The 18,722-nt window shown below is 62.5% G+C and carries 13 protein-coding genes; 5 read left to right on the forward strand and 8 right to left on the reverse strand.

All coding sequences use genetic code 11. The features are described 5' to 3' along the window. Nucleotides 1–10: 10 nt before the first annotated feature. Nucleotides 11–1,648, forward strand: coding sequence for a phosphoglucomutase (alpha-D-glucose-1,6-bisphosphate-dependent) (gene pgm, locus ACIQUF_RS02835; RefSeq protein ID WP_403128126.1), 1,638 nt, complete (start codon nt 11–13; stop codon nt 1,646–1,648). A 37-nt stretch (nt 1,649–1,685) separates the two neighbouring features. On the opposite strand, the gene ACIQUF_RS02840 is transcribed toward pgm, so the two are convergent. Next, on the reverse strand, nt 1,686–2,384 hold the full coding sequence (locus ACIQUF_RS02840; RefSeq protein WP_403128129.1) for a pirin family protein: 699 nt from the start codon (nt 2,382–2,384) through the stop codon (nt 1,686–1,688). 219 nt (nt 2,385–2,603) lie between these two features. On the opposite strand from ACIQUF_RS02840, the gene ACIQUF_RS02845 reads away from it, so the two are divergent. After that, a complete protein-coding gene (locus ACIQUF_RS02845; RefSeq protein WP_403128132.1) occupies nt 2,604–5,075 on the forward strand; it encodes a UvrD-helicase domain-containing protein in 2,472 nt (823 codons plus the stop codon). 7 nt (nt 5,076–5,082) lie between these two features. On the opposite strand, the gene ACIQUF_RS02850 is transcribed toward ACIQUF_RS02845, so the two are convergent. Beyond that, complete coding sequence (locus tag ACIQUF_RS02850) at nt 5,083–9,957, reverse strand: NEL-type E3 ubiquitin ligase domain-containing protein (RefSeq protein ID WP_403128135.1); 4,875 nt, start codon at nt 9,955–9,957, stop codon at nt 5,083–5,085. Nucleotides 9,958–10,128: 171 nt separating this feature from the next. Here ACIQUF_RS02850 and ACIQUF_RS02855 point away from each other — a divergent pair, with 171 nt between their 5' ends. From ACIQUF_RS02855 to ACIQUF_RS02865, 3 genes are all read left to right on the forward strand, one after another. Next, complete coding sequence (locus ACIQUF_RS02855; RefSeq protein ID WP_403128140.1) at nt 10,129–11,055, forward strand: alpha/beta fold hydrolase; 927 nt, start codon at nt 10,129–10,131, stop codon at nt 11,053–11,055. Nucleotides 11,056–11,130: 75 nt separating this feature from the next. After that, on the forward strand, nt 11,131–11,550 hold the full coding sequence (locus ACIQUF_RS02860; protein WP_403128143.1) for a VOC family protein: 420 nt from the start codon (nt 11,131–11,133) through the stop codon (nt 11,548–11,550). Between the two features lie 189 nt (nt 11,551–11,739). Further along, a complete protein-coding gene (locus tag ACIQUF_RS02865) occupies nt 11,740–13,413 on the forward strand; it encodes an MFS transporter (protein ID WP_403128145.1) in 1,674 nt (557 codons plus the stop codon). Between the two features lie 108 nt (nt 13,414–13,521). Here ACIQUF_RS02865 and ACIQUF_RS02870 read toward each other — a convergent pair whose 3' ends face one another. The 6 genes from ACIQUF_RS02870 to ACIQUF_RS02895 form a co-directional block, all read right to left on the reverse strand. After that, on the reverse strand, nt 13,522–14,091 hold the full coding sequence (locus ACIQUF_RS02870) for a hypothetical protein (protein WP_403128148.1): 570 nt from the start codon (nt 14,089–14,091) through the stop codon (nt 13,522–13,524). A 28-nt stretch (nt 14,092–14,119) separates the two neighbouring features. Next, complete coding sequence (locus tag ACIQUF_RS02875; protein ID WP_403128151.1) at nt 14,120–14,506, reverse strand: VOC family protein; 387 nt, start codon at nt 14,504–14,506, stop codon at nt 14,120–14,122. A gap of 108 nt (nt 14,507–14,614) precedes the next feature. Next, nucleotides 14,615–15,613: a transketolase family protein gene (locus tag ACIQUF_RS02880; protein WP_403128153.1), complete on the reverse strand. Its 999-nt coding sequence runs from the start codon at nt 15,611–15,613 to the stop codon at nt 14,615–14,617. Next, a complete protein-coding gene (locus ACIQUF_RS02885; protein WP_403128155.1) occupies nt 15,610–16,458 on the reverse strand; it encodes a transketolase in 849 nt (282 codons plus the stop codon). Before ACIQUF_RS02885 ends, ACIQUF_RS02880 begins: the two co-directional genes overlap by 4 nt. A 23-nt stretch (nt 16,459–16,481) precedes the next feature. After that, a complete protein-coding gene (locus ACIQUF_RS02890) occupies nt 16,482–17,780 on the reverse strand; it encodes an MFS transporter (protein WP_403128158.1) in 1,299 nt (432 codons plus the stop codon). Nucleotides 17,781–17,855: 75 nt separating this feature from the next. Next, the gene (locus ACIQUF_RS02895) at nt 17,856–18,605 is read right to left on the reverse strand and encodes an SDR family NAD(P)-dependent oxidoreductase (RefSeq protein WP_403128161.1); all 750 of its coding nucleotides are present in this window, start codon (nt 18,603–18,605) and stop codon (nt 17,856–17,858) included. Nucleotides 18,606–18,722: the final 117 nt, after the last annotated feature.

The raw sequence follows: 18,722 nt of genomic DNA on the forward strand, positions 1-18,722 counted from the left end.
AGGTTTCTGCATGACGCTCAGTCCTTTGGCAGGCAAGCCGGCTCCGGCCAGCGTGCTGGTCGATATCCCCCGGCTGCTCACCGCTTACTACACCGGCCGCCCCGACGCGTCCGTCGCGGCGCAGCGCGTGGCTTTCGGCACCTCGGGCCACCGGGGCAGCGCGTTCGACCTGAGCTTCAACGAAGACCACGTGCTGGCGATCACTCAGGCCATCTGCTTGTATCGCCAAGAGAAGGGTATCGACGGCCCGTTGTTCATCGGTGCCGACACCCACGCGCTGTCAACGCCCGCGGCCGCCAGCGCCCTGCAAGTGCTGGCCGCCAATGGCGTGCAGGTGATGCTGTCCAAGGACGATGAGTACACCCCGACACCTGCGGTGTCCCATGCCATCCTCTGCTGCAACCGTGGCCGCGACACAGGCCTGGCCGACGGCATCGTCATCACCCCGTCGCACAACCCGCCACAGAGCGGCGGCTTCAAGTACAACCCGCCCAACGGCGGGCCGGCCGACAGCGACGTGACCAAGTGGATCGAGGCCAAGGCCAACGAACTGCTGGCCGCAGGCCTGGCGGGCGTCAAGCGCATGGAACATACGCAGGCGCTGCAGGCCGCCACGACCCATCGCCATGACTATGTAAGCACCTACGTCGCAGACCTGGAAAACGTCATCGATTTCGATGTCATCCGCAACGCCAAGCTGCGCCTGGGTGTCGACCCGTTGGGCGGGGCAGGGGTGCGCTACTGGTCGGCGATTGCCGAGCATTACAAGCTTGACCTGGAAGTGGTCAACACCGAAGTCGATCCGACCTTCCGCTTCATGTCCGTCGACTGGGATGGCCAGATCCGCATGGACCCATCCTCGCCGTACGCCATGCAAGGCCTGATCGGCCTGCGCGAGCGCTTCGACGTAGCCTTTGCCTGCGACCCGGACCACGACCGCCACGGCATCGTCACCGCCGACGGCCTGCTGCAGCCGAACAACTACCTGGCCGTGGCCATCGACTACCTGTACCGCCATCGCCCGCAATGGCGCAGCGATGCCGCGGTCGGCAAGACCGTGGTATCCAGCGGCCTGATCGACCGCGTCACTGCACGACTGGGGCGTGAGTTGTACGAAGTCCCGGTAGGCTTCAAGTTCTTTGCCCAGGGGTTGTTCGACGGTTCGTTGGGCTTTGGGGGGGAAGAGAGTGCCGGTGCTTCGTTCTTGCGCAAGGACGGGTCGGTCTGGGCCACCGACAAGGACGGCCTGATTCCAGCGCTGCTGGCGGCCGAGATGACCGCACGCACCGGTCGTAACCCGAGCCAGGCCTATGCCGACCTTACCGCTGCGCTGGGCAAGCCATTCGCTACCCGGGTGGAAGCCAAGGCCGATGCGCGGCAGAAGGCATTGCTGAGCAAATTGGCACCGGAACAAGTCAAGTCGACCGAACTGGCCGGCGAGCCGATCGAGCAGATTCTCAGCCACGCACCGGGCAATGGCCAGGCAATTGGTGGTCTGAAGGTAATGACCGCCAATGGCTGGTTCGCCGCGCGGCCTTCGGGGACCGAAGACATCTACAAGATCTACGCCGAAAGCTTCATCGACGAGGCGCACCTGCAGCGCCTGGTTGCGGAAGCTCAGGTGCTGGTGGATGCCGCGATTGCCTGATTGATTAGTGAAGGGGCCGCACAGCGGCCCCTTTCATTCACGCCACATCGACCAGGACGATCTCGCTGTCTTCGATCGCCGTCACTCGCAGCACTTCCTCTTCCTCGATCGCCACCCCGTCGCGGCCTTTGGCCCGCAACCCATTGACCTCCACCAGCCCTTTGGCCGGCACCAGGTAACCCCGGCGCCCGGCGTCGAAGCGGTACTCAGCCGTTTCACCGGCCTGCAGGGTAGCCGCCACCAGCCGTGCATCGGTACGGATCTGCAAGCTGTCTTCATCACCCACCCGGCCGCTGGCCAGGGTGACGAAGCCTTCGCCGCGCTCGCCTTTAGGGAACGGACGGGTACCCCACGAAGGCGCATCGCCCACACGCTCCGGCACGATCCAGATCTGGAAAATGCGGGTATCGACCTCTTCCAGGTTGTACTCGCTGTGCACAATGCCCGACCCCGCGCTCATCACTTGCACATCACCGGCCTCGGTGCGGCCTTTGTTGCCAAGGCTGTCCTGGTGGGTAATGGCGCCTTCACGCACATAGGTGATGATTTCCATGTCGCGGTGCGGGTGCGGCGGGAAGCCGCTGCCGGCAGCGATCAGGTCATCGTTCCACACCCGCAGGTTGCCCCAGTGCATCCGCGCTGGGTCGTAATATTCGGCAAACGAGAAGTGATGGTGGGCGTCGAGCCAGCCGTGGTTGGCGTGGCCGAGGCCTTCGAAGGGTCGCAGTTGCAGCATGATCGTGCTCCTTGAATCAGTGGAATGGCGCCATGATGCTGCAAAGAAAGATCGAGAATAAGCGTAATTATCGGCTCATAATGATCGGTTAAATCGATTTAAATTGACGATGTGAATTGTGCGATTCATCGCCTAATCCTCTGATCTGCAAGCATTCGCTGGCGATTTTTTGCCGTTGCGGCGAACATGCACGCTGATTAGATTTTCAACGGAGTGACCGTGGCCCACGAGCAACCCCAGGCCCCCGCCGAACTGACCCCACCCGCCCAGTTGCCCTGGTTTCGACGGCTTGCCGCCCGCTTGCTGGGCCGTGGCTTGAGCCAGCTTAATGCGCAGCACCGCGACTCCTGGTTCCTCGGCCACGCCACCGGCCAGCGCAGGGGGCATGCCGATGGCCTGCGTGAGGGCTTCGAGCGCGGGCGGGTCGAAGGGTATGAAGCAGGGCGCCAGGTCCTGGTGATTCGTGACACGCGCCCAGAGGCCGCAGCGGTGCCCGGCCAGGACGACAACCTGTTCGATGATTGGCGCCTGCCGCTGACCGCCGAGCTGAAGAAGCGTTTCAAGGCCGATGTCGCCCAACGGCTGCCCGCCGACGCCCAGCCGAGCGCGGCGCAGTGGAAGCTGATTTTCAGCGATACGCCGTCTACTTGCGTCGTCGCTGGGGCAGGGGCGGGCAAATCCACCTCGCTGGTGTTGCGTATTCTGTTGCTGCGCCACTACCTGGGCTATGAACTTGACGCCATGACCGTGGTCACGTTCACCCGCGAGTCACGCAAGGATTTCATCAAGCGCCTGGTGCAGGTGTTCGCCCTCTGGCAGCTTGACTTGCAGCCAGCCAAGGCCCGAGAGCTGGTCCGCACCTTCCACTCGCGCATCCTGCCGCTGGTGCGCTGCCTGCCGGGCTTCGGCCAGGTGCGCGCCTTCGAGACCCTGGGCAATGAGATGCCGGCCGGACGCGAAGCGGAAGCCGAGAGCAACCCGTTCGACCTGCGCCTGAACGATGCCCAGCGCCAACAGCTCAACCAGTGCTACAGCAACCAGCTTGCAGAAAGCCCACGTTTCGCCGAGATCATTGCCGTTCTGCGTCGAGAAGCCCTGCAGCTCAAGCCGCTGGACCCGGATCATCCGGATGTGCAGAAGCGGGTGCAGGTCACCCAACTGGCTGCCCAGCGTGACGAAGAACTGAGCGACGTGATCGAAGACCTCTGGTTCGCTGCAGGTGCCTGGCCGATCAAAGGCATCACGCCGTGCCGCGAGACAGTCGAGGTACGTGGCAGCCGTTTTCATGTCCACGGCCGGCTGGAAGGCCTCGATGCCTGGGTAGTACTCGGTTTCGACCCCGCCGAAAGTGCCCAGTATCAACGCCCAGGCGCCAAGCTCGCCGTGCGCGCCGAGTGGGCGGTCAAGCGCACACTGTTGCAAGCCTTCTGCGACAAGCCGCTGGTCTGGCTCGACAACTACGCCATGGCCCGGCGCCTGGCGGCGTCGCTGGGCGGCGATGCCGTGGCCGGGCCTGGTTTCGAGTACAAGGTCAAGGGCGAACTGGCCCCGGCGCCGTTGCTCGACGCCTTTGTGGGTGCCGCTTCTTTCATCGAAAACCTGGGCCTTGAGGTGAGTGCTGCTGTAGCGGCCATGAACTTCCCATCCGGTGACAGCGATGCCTTGTTCTTCGAGGCGCTGGCGTTGTATTGGAAGGCCCTGGAAGCGCATCTGCTGGACCAGTCGCCGCCGGTGATGAGCTACAACCGTATGTTCGCCCTGTTCGGCGAGAACAATCCGGAGAACCTGCAGTTGCTGCCCGACCCGCTGCTCAGGCCGCTGGCGCACCTGATGATCGACGAATTCCAGGATGTTTCTCCACAAATCGTCAGCTGGTTACGCGCAAGCCTCGCGGAAATCCGTCGTCGGGGCCCCGCCATGCATACCGGGCGTAATGCACAGCATGCCTCGCTCATGTGTGTGGGCGATGACTGGCAGTCGATCTATGGCTGGCGCGGCAGTTCGCCGAAGTACTTCATGGAATTCACCAAGGCCTTTCCGTCGCCCGCCAACACGCGGGTGATGCTGGTCGACAACTACCGGTGCCAGCAACAGGTCATCGACGCTGCCGAGCATCTGGTCAAGGGTACCCCGGCCATTGCCGGCAAGAAAGCGCGCGCCAGTGGGCCGGCCGCCGAGCTGCCGGGCTCGCCGGTGAAGGTATTCGACCGCGATGAAGCTGCATTGGCGGCAACGCTTGTCGAACACTACCAACGTGGCGAGTCGGTGATGCTGCTGTACCGCAAGGGCGGTGACAAGGCACTGATGAACGAGCACCTCCAGGCGGTGCTGCAGGTGGAGGCGAGCCTGCCAGCCGAGCAGCGGCGCCTGCGCCAGCTGACTTACCACAGCGCTAAAGGCCTGCAGGCGGATGCCGTGTTCATGCTGGGCGATTGTCAGTACCTGACCTGCTCACCCTACAAGAACCAGGTCTATCGCCAAGCGAACCTGGGCCGGCCTGGCGACGCCCAACCGTTCGATACGGCTCAGAAAGAAGAAGTGCAGCGCCTGGCCTACGTCGCGGTGACGCGCGCGCTCAGGCACTGCTACTGGCATGTTGAGCCAGCCGATGCATCGCTGGCCAAGCTGCCACGCGCGTCAAGCCAGGTAGATGGCCGACAGGCCTTCTTCGAAGACCTGCGAGGGCAGTGACACGGGCTTAGCTGCGGCCTTCCAGGTTACGGGTCAGGCTGAGCAACAGGCCGTCTTCCACTGTTTTTTGAGCATCGAGTAACGCATCGGCGGCCTGTCTGAATTGCCACTCGTTGAGTGCGACTCGGCGCAGGGTGCCGTGCTCGTCCAGCGGGTTTTCAGGCATGGCGGCAGCCAGCGCCTGGGTCACGGAACCATCAAGCCGCTCGACCGCATCGTTGGTTTCGCTCAGGCAGTAGTAAAGGTAGTCCATGCCCTGCCGCCAGAAGTCGACAACGGCCGTGAACTGGTCGTGGTAGTGGCGTCTGATGTAGTGAGCCCAGGCTGGCTGTTTGCGCATCCATTGTTGACGGGCAGTGGCATCACCTTCGCGTGCAAGGGTTGCGACCCTTACATTTTCGATGATGGTCGGGGTGATGTTGGCGGTAGCCCTGTACAGCATGCCGTGGCTGGGTTCGGGGAAGTCGAGGGTTGTCGACAAGGCTTGGCGCAAGGCCAGGCGCACCTCTATGTCGTCAACCAGTTCGGTGCGCAGCTCATGATCAGAGAAGGCCTCCGGCTCGTCCAGTGCGTCATACGCTGGCAACTCTTCTTCAAATGCCCCTTGCAGGAGTGCGTCCTTGCGCATTCTACGACGATTACTGATTCGGTCGGCCAGCACATTGACGATGTCACGACGATAGAGTTTGCGATAAAGCGTGGTCAGCGCCTGAGCGTGATCACCCGTTTGACCGGCCGCATCATAGGCCAGCACCTCGATCTCCAAGGCGCTGAATCCGTCAGCACCGGCATCGCCGCAGGTGGGCGGAAACGCCTGTGCCACCTCCCCCAGGCGCTCGCGTAGCGCTGTGTCCGCAGCCGCTTTGCGCAGCAGCTCCCACACGCGCTTGCGCAGGCCTTGTGCGTCGCTGCGCGCTTCCGCCGATTGCGTCAGCCGCTCCAGCACCGCCAGCAGGTCAGCATTTTGCTCTTGCTCGAACAGCGCGGCCCAGCGGTTTTCCTGCTGGGTATTTGCAGCCCCTCGCCAGAATCGTTGCCACTGCGGCATATCGGGCACGAGCTCGTGAACGTTGACGTGTATGCGATTCAGTTCAGCCCAGGTCTCAGGCAGCAGGGCGTTGTAGTTGAAGCTCCAGTCGTGATCGCCTGCTCGCCTTGCGATTGCCCGGGCGAAGGGGGTGTTCAGTACCCTGTCGAGGTTGATCAAGGTGTGAATGCGGTTATGGGAGAGGTTCAGCCTGCGAAGTTGGTAGTTGGCCTGGTTCATGAGGTTGGTCAGCCCCCGCGGCCACTCTGTCAGCTCACAGTTATTAAGCCTCAGGCTTCTGAGGCGAGCCATGAAGCTGAAGTCTGGCGCAACGCGTAGCGGGTTGAAGTCCAGGTACAACAGCTGCAAGTTGACGATGCTCTGGAACTGGCTGGCGAGTGCTTCATCCAGGGTTATCTGGTTGTGCGCCAGATTGAGGGCTTCCAGCCGAATACGCGCGAGGAATGTCAAGTTGGCCGGGGAGAGCTGCAGGTTGTTCCTGCCCAGATTGAGCAGACGTAGGCCAGGCATTGCCTGAAGGCTTTGCTCGGCAGCGCGCGTCAACTCGGTTAACCCATTGTTTACCAGATGCAGATCAACCAGCCCAGGGGCCGAGTTCAAGGCTTGGAACAAAGCATCGGCGTCAATTTCTGGATTGCCATTGACCGCAAGCTCTCTGAGGTTAGGGAAGTATTGCAGAAAACTCCCGTCCAGTCGCTGCAGTTGCAGGCCTTTGATTTCGAGGGTTCTGATGTGTGGCAGGCGTACGTTCAACGATGGCAGAGTCGGAAGCGTCATGAAGTCGAGCGTGAGCTTTTCTGGCGCGTCGGCGGGTTCTCGTCGCCAGGCATTCTTCAGCAGCCTCCTGAAGTGGTGCCGGCTGAGCCTTTCACGCTCGCCATCGGGGGCCGCGTTGAACCATTCATCAAGTCCCGTTTCCAGCGCCCTGTATTCATTTTCCCGTTGGTTGATCGCGCTGCCCAAATCCCCGGCCGCGCTCAGCTCGTTGTACAGTGCGTCCAGTTGTGTGTTGGCAAGTGCAGGGTAAAGTGCCTTTAGCCTGGCTTTCGCACCGATGGCGCCGCGACCGCTGAGTGGGTACCCGAGGCGGCCGCTGTCCAGCCGCAGGGGTGAACGGAACCCCGGCCTGATGGGCTGCTGGCCGATCAGGGTGGCACACTCCTGACGATGCTCTAGGGCGTACTGCAACAGTTTGGCCCCGTCCGCCCTAGGCTGTTTCAGCTTTAAAGCCTCGGCCAGGCGCTCGCTGTCGTCATTGCTCAGACCGGGCCGATACAGGCCCAGGATGGCACGGTCGAGGCGGGACCTGGTCTGCAACAGACGGGCTTCTTCGGCTATGCGCAGGGGCGTGCGCCCGTTCTCCAGGCTTTGGTGTTCTTCGCTGCTGGCCTCGCCGAGGATTTCTTCCAGGGCGGTCTGCGGCAGGCCGGGAAACTGGCGGCCGAGGGTTTGCGCCGCAGCAGTGGGTGGTTGTCGATGACCCTGCTGCAAACTATCGATCAAGGCACTGCGCTGCTGTGTCAGGCGATCGGCTAGTACTTTGTTCAGCGCTGTACTGTGTTGAGTGGTGGGTACATCGCCCAGCAACCGCTCCAGGTCAAGGCTGTCCAGTTGCGCGACCACAACCTCACCTAACTTGCCGGTCTCAAGGTCGCTGCGGGTAATCTCGATTTCAATCTGGCCAAGGGTTTGCGGTGGCCCATAGTGCGTTGCGCTGCCCCAGGGTTCCGGGCCATCGAACACTTTAAGGACATGGCTCTCAGGCCATCCAGGTAAGTTCAGCAGCTCGGGCAGGGCATAGTTCTTGTAAGCGGCCAATGGCAGGGCATCGCGTACATGCTGGATGATCAGGTCCGCTTCGCTATGGGACTGCAAGGTGCGCATGGCGTCGCTCAGCAGTGCTGGCGGGCGCAGGCCCAGTGCATGAGCACGGCGCAGTACCGCCGGGTCTGTGTCGGTGATGCGCATGAGCATGCCGAGTTCTGACGGACTCAGGCCTTCGCTAAGCGTGCCCAAACGGTGCATCAACTGTGCATCGTCCCATTGCAATGGTTGTTCAGTGGCCAGGCGCCAGCGCTGGTCCCCATCATGGATCAGGCGCGGCGTATAGGCTTGCGGGTCCTCGGGGTGACGGACATACCATTGCTTGTCGGTATGCTCGAACACCTCATACACATTCCCTTCGATGCCGAGGTAGCGTTTGCCGTCGATCACGTGATGCCCCAACGCATCGGCTTGCCCATGCTGTGGCAATTCCACGCTGCTGGCGTACGGCTGCATATCGGCATGCCACAGCAGTTCACGGTCGTCCTGCAGGACGCGTGTCAGCGTATCGACGAAGCCTGATGCCTTGATCACTTCAGTGCCGACCGCAAAGCCCGCGATCACCGCGGCATTGATGGCCAGGGACTGCAACTGGGCCAGGGCTTGTGCTGTGTCGCCTTCTTCCCACGCTTCATAACCTGTGAACACGTTGTCCATGATCTGGTAGGCGAAGACGCTCATCATCACCGCATTGAGACCTGGGACGAAAAAGGCGGCGACATTGAGGACATTCAACCCGACATCCAGCCAATGGCTGAGGCGCTCGTGGCGCGCTTTGGCGTCGACATCGGCGGTGGGCACGGCAATGGTTCTGGCATCGGCTTTCAAACGGCTCAGGTGTGCGCTGTACATCGCCTTCCAGAGTTCTTCACGCAGTGGCAGGGGGGTGAAGTGCAGCTTTGGAGTCGGGTTAGGTTTGCGCACGCCGTCGGTGGTCACGAACAACGCGTTTTCGAGCTTGACCGCCAATACCCGCTGCTGCTCCAAGGGGGCGCATTCGATGAGCGTGCGGCGAAAGTCCATGGCCAGCAGCATACCGCGCAGGTGCACGCCGGCAGCCTGGCGGGACGTGAATTCGCGCAGTGGGGTCTCGGGGTCGTTTGGCATGTAGACGATGCACGGGTTGGTTTGGCCTGTTTCGTCCGGCCCGATCAGCAGGGTTTCGTGGATGGGTATGTCAAACAGGGTGAAGCGCCATTGATACAGCCGTTCATTGCCATACAGTGGCTTGGGCGTGCCTTCACCCAGTTGAGTCAATGCCTGGAGACCGGCAGCCGTCAGCAGGCCTTGCATGGCCGCGACCTGTGCATGAGCACGAAGTGCCTTGCGGTTTACTTCGCTGGTCAGGCGTTCGATCAGCCCCTTGTTCGGCCCTTCATAGAGGGTTTCAAGGTGATCTTGATAGCGCTGGCCCAGGTCCAGATCGCGGCAGTGCCGAACAAAATCTGCCAGTGACAGGCCCGGGAGAGGATTGTCATCGCCTGGGGCGACCGTCAATTGGCTGTAGGGGCCGACTTCTGCAAGGCCCTCGAAATTGTGCATGGCTGCTTCGAGCAAACTGCGTGTTTGGGGGGCTCCCACGGGGCTTATGATGAACGGGTCCTGCTCTGGGGCCCCAGCCAGGGGTATCGCAGGTTCCGGGGTGTCAGGCTCGATACGAGGCGTGTAAGTGAATGGCTGGAATACATACTGGGCCTTGTCCACTGCGACATTGAGGCGCAAGCGACTGGCCAGCAGCGGCTTGCAGAATTCACTGATACCTTTGAGCCCGGCGAGTGCCTTCTTCAGCTGCACCTGGCAGGTGTCTCGCTCGTTGATGAGTGTTTGCAACCGGTGGCGGGCTTCAGGGCTGGCGGCGGCATACCAGCTATAGGGTGCACCGTTTTCGTCGAGGTAGTCCTTGCGTACCCGCTGCATGATGCGTTTTGTGTGCGCGGGGTACAGCGTTTTGCTCCACTCGGGCAAGTTTCGGGTGATCTGGGCCTGGTGCAGTGGCGGGGAGTTTGTCATAGCGCGTCCTCAAGGGAATGAAGGCGCTAGTCGACTGTTTTTGGCTGACCTGGGTGCGGTAGATAATTGCCGTTGACGGTCGGTCTCGCGCACGTCCGGGTCGGTGCGGGGTCAGCAGCGGCTTGGTATCTGCGAGAGGGTGAAGCACGCCATGGACCAAGGAGAACCACAATGCGCTCGCCCTGCAGTGCCAAGGATCATTTGCTGGACCTCGATGGTATCGAGATAGCGGTACGTACCTGGGGGCCTGAAGACGGCATACCCGTGCTGGCCCTGCATGGCTGGTTGGACAATGCCGCCTCGTTCGAGCGGCTGGCGCCGTTACTCGACGGCTGTTTCGTGGTCGCCCCTGACCTGGTTGGCCACGGGCGTTCCGACCATCGCCGCCACGACAGCGGCTACTACCTCTGGGAGCATGCCGAGGACATGCTGGCGGTTACCGACAGCCTGGGCCTTGGCCAATTCCACGTGCTGGCCCACGGCATGGGCAGCGGTATCGCCTCGCTGCTGGCGGCAATGACCAGTGGCATTGCCAGCATGATCTTTCTCGATGGCATGGGGGCGCCGTTCACGGTGGCCGAGGATGACCGCGTGCAGCATCTGGCGCGCGCCTACCGGCTGAAGCGGATGGTGCGGCGTAGCCAGTTGCAAGGTTTTGCCGAACCCGACGTCAGCCGCTTCGACAGCATCGACGCGGCGCTGCTGCAGAGCCGTCAGCGCCTGGATGGGGAACTCTCGGAAGCTGCTGCGCGATTGCTGGGTAGCCGCGATTTGCTGCAGGTTGGCGACGGCTATTGCTGGCGCCATGACCCGCGCCTGGCGCTGCCCGAGCCAATGCCGCTGACCGAGCGTGAAGCCTGTGAACTGCTGAGCGAAATTCGCTGCCCGCTGTACTTGATGTTCGGCAGGCAGGGCGCCTTCAATGGCAGCGGTTTCGAACAGCGCAAGGCGGCGCTGCCGGGGCACGCCAAGGTAAGTTGGCACCCCGGTGGGCACCATTTCCACCTTGAGGCGCCGGACCGGGCGTTGGTCGACCAGATCCTGCGGATTCTGGCCCGGCACGAGGGCGGGGCGCTGCAGCGTCTGGTGAACGAGTAAGGGGTAATGGTCAGCGAGCCAATGACTGAGCTATGGTGGCGGACACGTTTGGATAATCGCCTCAAGGACACCGGCATGCGACCTTTTACCCTCAAACACATCGATCACCTGGTGCTGCGGGTCAGCGACTTGGACCGCAGCGTGGCGTTTTACCGTGATCTGCTGGGTTGCACGGTCAGCCGTGAACGCCCGGACCTGGGCATGGTTCACCTGGCGACCGGCACCGCGATGATCGACCTGGTGACGCTCGACGGCACGCTGGGCAAGCCGGGTGGCGCGGCACCAGGCGCAGAAGGGCGCAACCTGCATCACTTCTGCCTGCGTATCGAGCCGTTCGACGAACAGGCACTGACTGCTTACCTGCAAGCGGCAGGCGTGGCGGTGGAGCCTGCCGAGAGACGCTACGGTGCCGAAGGCGAGGGGCTGTCGCTGTATTGCTTCGACCCCGATGGCAATCAGGTCGAGCTCAAAGGTGCGGTGGAAACGGCGGCTTGATGAAGCTCTGCGTGGCTGGCCAGTGGATATCTGGGCAAAGCCGATTATGCTTCAGGTACCTTGCTGCGATCCGAGGCGGCCCGCCTCGTCGTGCTTCGCGCAACCATAGCAAGCCCTAGGGCCTGGGTGCGACGGTGAAATGGGTGTGAGGTACTCCGGCCTTCAATAACGATAAGACGGAGGCAACCCATGGCGGTTATCGACAGCGCATCCACGGGCAGTAGCGCGCCCCAACGGGGTATCACCAAAGAGGAGCGCAAGGTCATCTTCGCCTCCTCGCTGGGTACCGTGTTCGAATGGTACGACTTCTACCTTTACGGCTCACTGGCGGCGATCATCGCCAAGCACTTCTTCGCCGGGGTCAATGAAACCACCTCGTTCATCTTCGCCTTGCTCGCGTTCGCCGCAGGCTTTGCCGTGCGGCCGTTCGGTGCCATCGTGTTCGGCCGCCTGGGCGACATGATCGGGCGCAAGCACACGTTCCTGATCACCATTGTCATCATGGGCCTGTCGACCGCGATCGTTGGCCTGCTGCCCAGCTATGCCACGATCGGCGTTGCGGCGCCGGTTATCCTGATCACCCTGCGCCTCCTGCAGGGCCTGGCCTTGGGCGGCGAATACGGCGGGGCGGCCACCTATGTCGCCGAGCATGCGCCCAAGGGCCGACGGGGCTTCTTCACCTCCTGGATCCAGACCACCGCGACCCTTGGCCTGTTCCTGTCGCTGCTGGTGATTCTGGCCTGCCGCACTGCATTGGGCACCGAGGCCTTCGAGGCATGGGGCTGGCGCATACCCTTCCTGCTGTCGATCCTGTTGCTGGCGATTTCGGTGTACATCCGCATGCAGCTCAACGAGTCGCCGGTATTCATGAAGATGAAGGCCGAGGGCAAGGCATCGAAGGCGCCCCTCACTGAGTCTTTCGCCCGCTGGGACAACCTCAAGGTGGTGATCATGGCGCTGCTTGGCGGTACCGCCGGTCAGGCCGTGGTGTGGTACACCGGGCAGTTCTATGCGTTGTTCTTCCTGCTGCAGACGTTGAAGATCGACCCGCAGACGGCCAACCTGCTGATCGCCGGTTCCTTGCTGATCGGCACGCCGTTCTTCATCTTGTTTGGCAGTTTGTCCGACCGCATCGGGCGCAAGAAGATCATCATGGCCGGTTGCATCATCGCCGCGCTGACCTACTTCCCGATCTTCAAGGCACTGACCGAGTACGGCAACCCCGACGTGTTCGTCGCCCAGGAGCAGAACCCCGTCGTGGTGGTGGCCGACCCTGGCCAGTGCGCGTTCCAGTTCGACCCGGTGGGCAAGGCCAAATTCACCAGTTCCTGCGACATCGCCAAGAGCCTGCTGGCCAAGCGCGCGATCCCGTATGAGAACGTGGCGGCCGAGCCCGGCAGCGTGGCGCAGATCCGTATCGGCGAACGGGTGATTCCGAGTTTTGAAGGCAGCAGCTTGGCGGCGGCAGACTTGAAGAGCCAGGGCGATGCCTTTACCGCGACCTTGACGGGCGCCCTCAAAGAGGCCGGTTACCCCGAGAAGGCAGACCCTGCGAAGATTCACTACCCGATGGTGCTGTTGCTGCTGACCATCCTGGTGATCTACGTGACCATGGTCTACGGGCCGATTGCCGCCTGGCTGGTGGAGCTGTTCCCGGCGCGTATCCGCTACACCTCGATGTCGCTGCCGTACCATATCGGTAATGGCTGGTTCGGTGGTTTCCTGCCTACTGTGGCATTCGCCATGGTGGCGGCGACCGGGGATATCTACTACGGGCTGTGGTACCCGATCGTGATTGCGGTGATGACGGCGGTGCTGGGGATCTTCTTCCTGCCGGAGACCAAGGATCGGGATATCACTTGAGGCTGGGTAGACAGTGACGGCCTCATCGCGGCTGAAGCCGCTCCTACGGGGATTACACCAACCTTCGGGACTGTAGGAGCGGCTTTAGCCGCGAAGAGGCCAGCACATTCAGTCGAAATACCCGCGCAGGCTGAAGGCATAGCCAATATCCACGTCGTTGGCCTCGCCCCGGCTCCAGCGTTTTTTCATCACAAACTCGAACGCCGGCTCGTACAACCCGTCACGCACCACTGCACCCCCCAGCACCTCAACGTCATACCAGCCATTGTCCAGCTCGATGATCGGCCGCCCTGGCACTTGATAACGGGCCAGCAGGTCGCCGAGGGTCTTGTTGGTGAAATGCTGCAGAATGCGCCAGGTGTAGACCATCACCGCACGGTGCTCGATCTGCAGCACATAGCCGCCGCGCCGGTGCTTCAGTCGGCTGCCCGGTTCGAGCAACGCGGGCGTGTCGCCGTCGAGGGTGAAAATGATGTGGTAGGGCAGGTTGTCGACTCCGGCCAGGGGCAGCACCACGCCTTCGCGAACCGCTCGGTCGCCGCTGTCGGTGTGGGTAAATTCGCTGGCCAGGTCGTCAGGGAGGTCATGTTCATGCTTGAAGCGGTCGAGCAACTGGATGTCACCGACCAGGAAGTAATCGACCAGGTCATTGAGCACTTCGCTGAATTCATGGCGCATTGGTTTTCCTTGATCTAGCGCACCAGGGTCAGTGTTTTTGGGCGATCTGGATTAGGTTGCCGCAGGTGTCGTCGAATACCGCGACGGTCACCGGGCCCAGGCCTGTGGGCGCCTGGGTGAATTTGACACCGGCCTTGCACAACCGGGTGTATTCGGCCTGTATGTCACGTACGCCAAAGGATGTGGCGGGGATGCCATCCTGGCGCAGCGCTGCCTTGTAAGTCTTGGCGGCAGGGTGGGTGTCAGGCTCCAGTACCAACTCCACACCATTGGGGTCGTGAGGTGAAGTCAGGGTAAGCCAGCGATGCTGGCCCAAGGGAATATCATGCTTGGGCTCGAAACCGAGCACGTAATGGTAGAAAGCCAGGGCCTTGGCCTGGTCGTCGACGAGGATGCTGGTGACAACGATCTTCATAGGCGCACACCGTTCCTGCGGCTGTTTACCCTCCAGTAAAGACGTTATTGCAGGTTTTGCTCATGTCAGTACCGGCCCTTTCGCGGGGCCGGTACTGCCATGCTAAGGCTACAGCCAGCCTTTGATCTGCCGAGCCACGGCTTCGGTCGAGATGCCATAGCGGTCATGCAAGGTTGGCAACGCCCCCGCATCCAGGAACGCATCCGGCAGCGCGATCTGGCGGAAGGTGGGCGTTACGCCATTGCGCAACAGCACGGCAGCTACCGCTTCACCCAAACCACCCACGATCGAGTGATTCTCCGCCGTCACCACCAACCGCCCCGGTTTACGGGCTTCGGCGAGAATCGTTGCTTCATCCAGCGGTTTGATCGTTGGTACATGCAGCACCGACACATCCACGCCATCCTTGTGCAACTGCTCCGCCGCTTCCAACGCACGCATGGTCATCAGCCCGCTGGCGATCACCAGCACATCACGGCCGCCGCGCACCACCTGCGCCTTGCCCAGCTGAAACCGGTAATCATAACGGTCCAGCACCAACGGCACGTTGCCGCGCAGCAGGCGCATGTACACCGGGCCTTGATGAGCGGCAATGGCTGGCACTGCCTGCTCGATCTCCAGCGCATCGCACGGGTCGACGATCATCAGGTTGGGCATGGCGCGCATGATCGCCAGGTCGTCGGTGGCCTGGTGGCTGGGGCCGTAGCCCGTAGTCAGGCCGGGCAGGGCGCAGACGATCTTGACGTTGAGGTTTTCCTCGGCAATGGCCATGCAGATGAAATCGTACGCCCGTCGCGACGCGAACACCGCATAGGTGGTGGCGAACGGGGTGAAACCCTCGCGGGCCATACCGGCGGCGGCGCTCATCAGCAGTTGCTCGGCCATGCCCATCTGGTAGAAACGGTCTGGGTGGGCTTTGGCGAAGATATGCAGGTCGGTGTACTTGGACAGGTCAGCGCTCAGGCCCACTATGTCTTGGCGTTGCTCGGCAAGCGCCGCCAGGGCATGGCCAAACGGAGCGGGGCGAGTCGCTTGTCCCTCGGCGGCAATCGAGGCGATCATCGCCGAGGTGGTCAGGCGTTTTTTCGGTACGGTCTGGCTGTTCATGCGTGGCTCCCGGCGTCCAGTGCTTGCAGGGCGAGGTCCCATTCGTGTTCATCGACGCGAATGAAGTGGGTCTTGTCGCGGTTTTCCAGGAAGGGCACGCCCTTGCCCATGCGCGTGTCGCAGATGATCACCCGCGGTTGTGCAGTCGCATGGGCGCGTGCCTGGTCGAAGGCCTGAACCAAGGCATCAAGGTCGTTACCATCAACCCGTTGCACGTACCAGCCGAACGCCTGCCAGCGCTCGACAATCGGCTCGAAGCCCAGCACTTCGCTGGAGTGCCCGTCGGCCTGCTGGTTGTTGACGTCGATGATGGCGATCAGGTTGTCCAGCTGCCAGTGGCTGGCCGACATCACCGCCTCCCAGGTCGAGCCTTCGTTCAGCTCACCGTCGGAGAGCAGGTTGTACACCCAGCTGCTTGCACCCTTGCGCTTGAGCCCAAGACACGCCCCAACCGCGATGCCCAGGCCGTGGCCAAGCGACCCCCCGGTGATTTCCATGCCGGGGGTGTAGGCTGCCATACCCGACATGGGCAGGCGGCTGTCGTCGCTGCCGTAGCTTTCCAGCTCGTCTTCAGGGATGACGCGGGCTTCGATCAGCGCCGCATACAGGGCGATGGCGTAATGGCCGATGGACAGGTAGAAACGGTCGCGCTGCTCCCAGCCGGGGTTGGTCGAGTCCATACGCAGGGCATGGAAGTAGGCGACTGCCAGCAAGTCGGCAGCCCCAAGGGCCTGACCGATGTAACCCTGGCCCTGGACCTGGCCCATGCGCAGGGCGTGGCGACGAATGTTGTGGGCGCGCGCAGCCAGAGGCAGCGCACCCGGGGTAGCGGGTACGGCATTCATAGGGATGACTCCTTGCGAGGGGATTAACGGTTGACCAGGCTGGCCGGGACGCGGAACACCAGCCCAGCGCCGAAGATCAGTACGGCTGTGATCAGGTACATGCCGATGGCGTTGCTGCCCAGCGTGCTGGTGACCCAGCCGATCAGAAAGGGTGAGCAGAACCCGGCCAGGTTGGCAAAGCTGTTGACCGCGGCGATGCCCGCCGCCGCCGACACACCGCCCAATAGCGTGGTGGGCAGCATCCAGAACAGCGACGAGGCGGACAGGATGCCGGCGGCGGCCAGGCACAGGCTGAGGATCGACAGACTCAACTGGTTGGCAAACAGCGCGGCCAGGGTCAAGCCCAAGGCTCCGGCGAACATCGGGATCGCCAGATGCCAACGACGCTCGCGGTGGCGGTCGCCGCTGCGGCCGGCCAGCAGCATGGCACCGATTGCGCAGAGGTAGGGCAGGCTGGTCAGCAGGCCGATGTGCAGCGGTTCACTGACGCCCGCATTGCGTACCAGGGTCGGCAGCCAAAAGGTGATGGCGTACTGGCCCATCACCACGCAGAAATAAATACCTGCCAGCAACCAGAGGCGGCGGTCGCGGATGAAGTCGCCGACCGAACCGTGCTGAACCTTGTGCTGTTCGTCCTCGGCCAGTTCCTTGCGCAGCAGCGCCTTTTCATCCGCGTTCAGCCAGTGGGCCTGGTCGACTCCGTCTTTCAAGTAGCTCAGCACCAGGATGCCCACCAGCACCGTAGGAATCGCTTCCAGCAGGAACATCCATTGCCAGCCGGCCCAACCGTGCACACCGGCGAAGCGCTCCATGATCCAGCCCGACAGCGGCCCGCCGACCATGCCCGAGAGCGGGATGGCGATGAACCACAGGGCCGTCATCTTGGCCCGCCGGTAGGACGGGAACCAGTAGGTCAGGTACAGCAGAAGGCCCGGCGCCAGGCCGGCTTCGGCGACGCCGAGGAAAAAGCGCAGGGCATAGAACTGCCAGGCCGTCTCGACGAAAGCGAACAGCGCCGAGATGATGCCCCAGGTGATCATGATGCGGGCGATCCAGCGCCGTGCGCCGACCTTGTGCAGAATGATGTTGCTCGGCACCTCGCACAGGAAGTAGCCGATGAAGAACATGCCGGCGCCCAGGCCGTAGACCGCTTCGGACAGCGCCAGGTCATCCATCATCTGCAGCTTGGCGAAGCCGACGTTGACCCGGTCGAGGTAGGCGCAAAGGTAGCACAGCATGAGAAACGGCATCAGCCGCCAGGCGGTCTTGCGATAGGCATGGCTGCGCGCGGCCGTGGCCGCGTCGAGGGCTAGGGTGGTCATGTCGATCTGATCTCTTGTTGTTATCGATTGCCCCGCCGTGACGGGGCTCAGATGCGAAACATCATGCAGCTGCCGTCAGTGGATCAGCATACCCCCGTTGACGTCCAGGGTGATGCCGGTCAGGTAGCTGGACAGGTCGCTGGCGAGGAACAGCGCGGCGTTGGCCACGTCACGGGCTTCGCCCAGACGCCCCAGGGGGATGCCTTCGATGATGGCGTGGCGGCGATCGTCCTGCATCAGGCCACCGGTGATGTCGGTATGGATAAGCCCAGGGGTGATCGCGTTGACCCGCACATTATCTGGCCCAAGTTCACGCGCCATGGCCTTGCCCAGGCCGAGCACGGCGGCCTTGGCGGCGCTGTAATGAGGGCCGCCGAAGATGCCACCGCCGCGCTGTGCCGAGACCGACGACATGCAGATGATGCTGCCCGTACGCTGGGTACGCATCGTAGGGATCACGGCTTGGGACATCAGCAGGGTGCCGCGCAGGTTGACGTCGAGGATGCGGTCGTAGTCCTTGCCGGTGATTTCCAGGGTCTTTACGGGTTGGGTGATGCCGGCGTTGTTCACCAGTACATCGATGCGCCCGAAGTGTGCCAGCACCGCGGCCACTGCATCGCGCACCTGCGCTTCATCGGCCACGTTCGCGGCCAGGCCCAGGTGGCCGTCGCCGAGTTGCGCAGCTGCATCGCGGGCGGCATTCAGGTCGAGGTCGAGGATGGCCACCTTGGCGCCCTGGCTTGCAAAGGCCTGGGCAGTGGCGCGGCCGATACCGCGGGGAGAGGCGGCACCGGTGACGATTGCGATTTTGCCTTCAAGTAGCATGGGGAGTGCTCCAGCTGTTTGTTGTTGTAGGCACAGCTTGGTCTGCGGGCGGGGGCTGGGCAACGCCGTGCGCTTCAGCCTATGCTGAAAAAAATTCAGCACAGGGGCAGGGCGTAA

The sequence above is a fragment of the Pseudomonas sp. NPDC090233 genome, from assembly GCF_044772285.1.
Lineage (GTDB): Bacteria > Pseudomonadota > Gammaproteobacteria > Pseudomonadales > Pseudomonadaceae > Aquipseudomonas.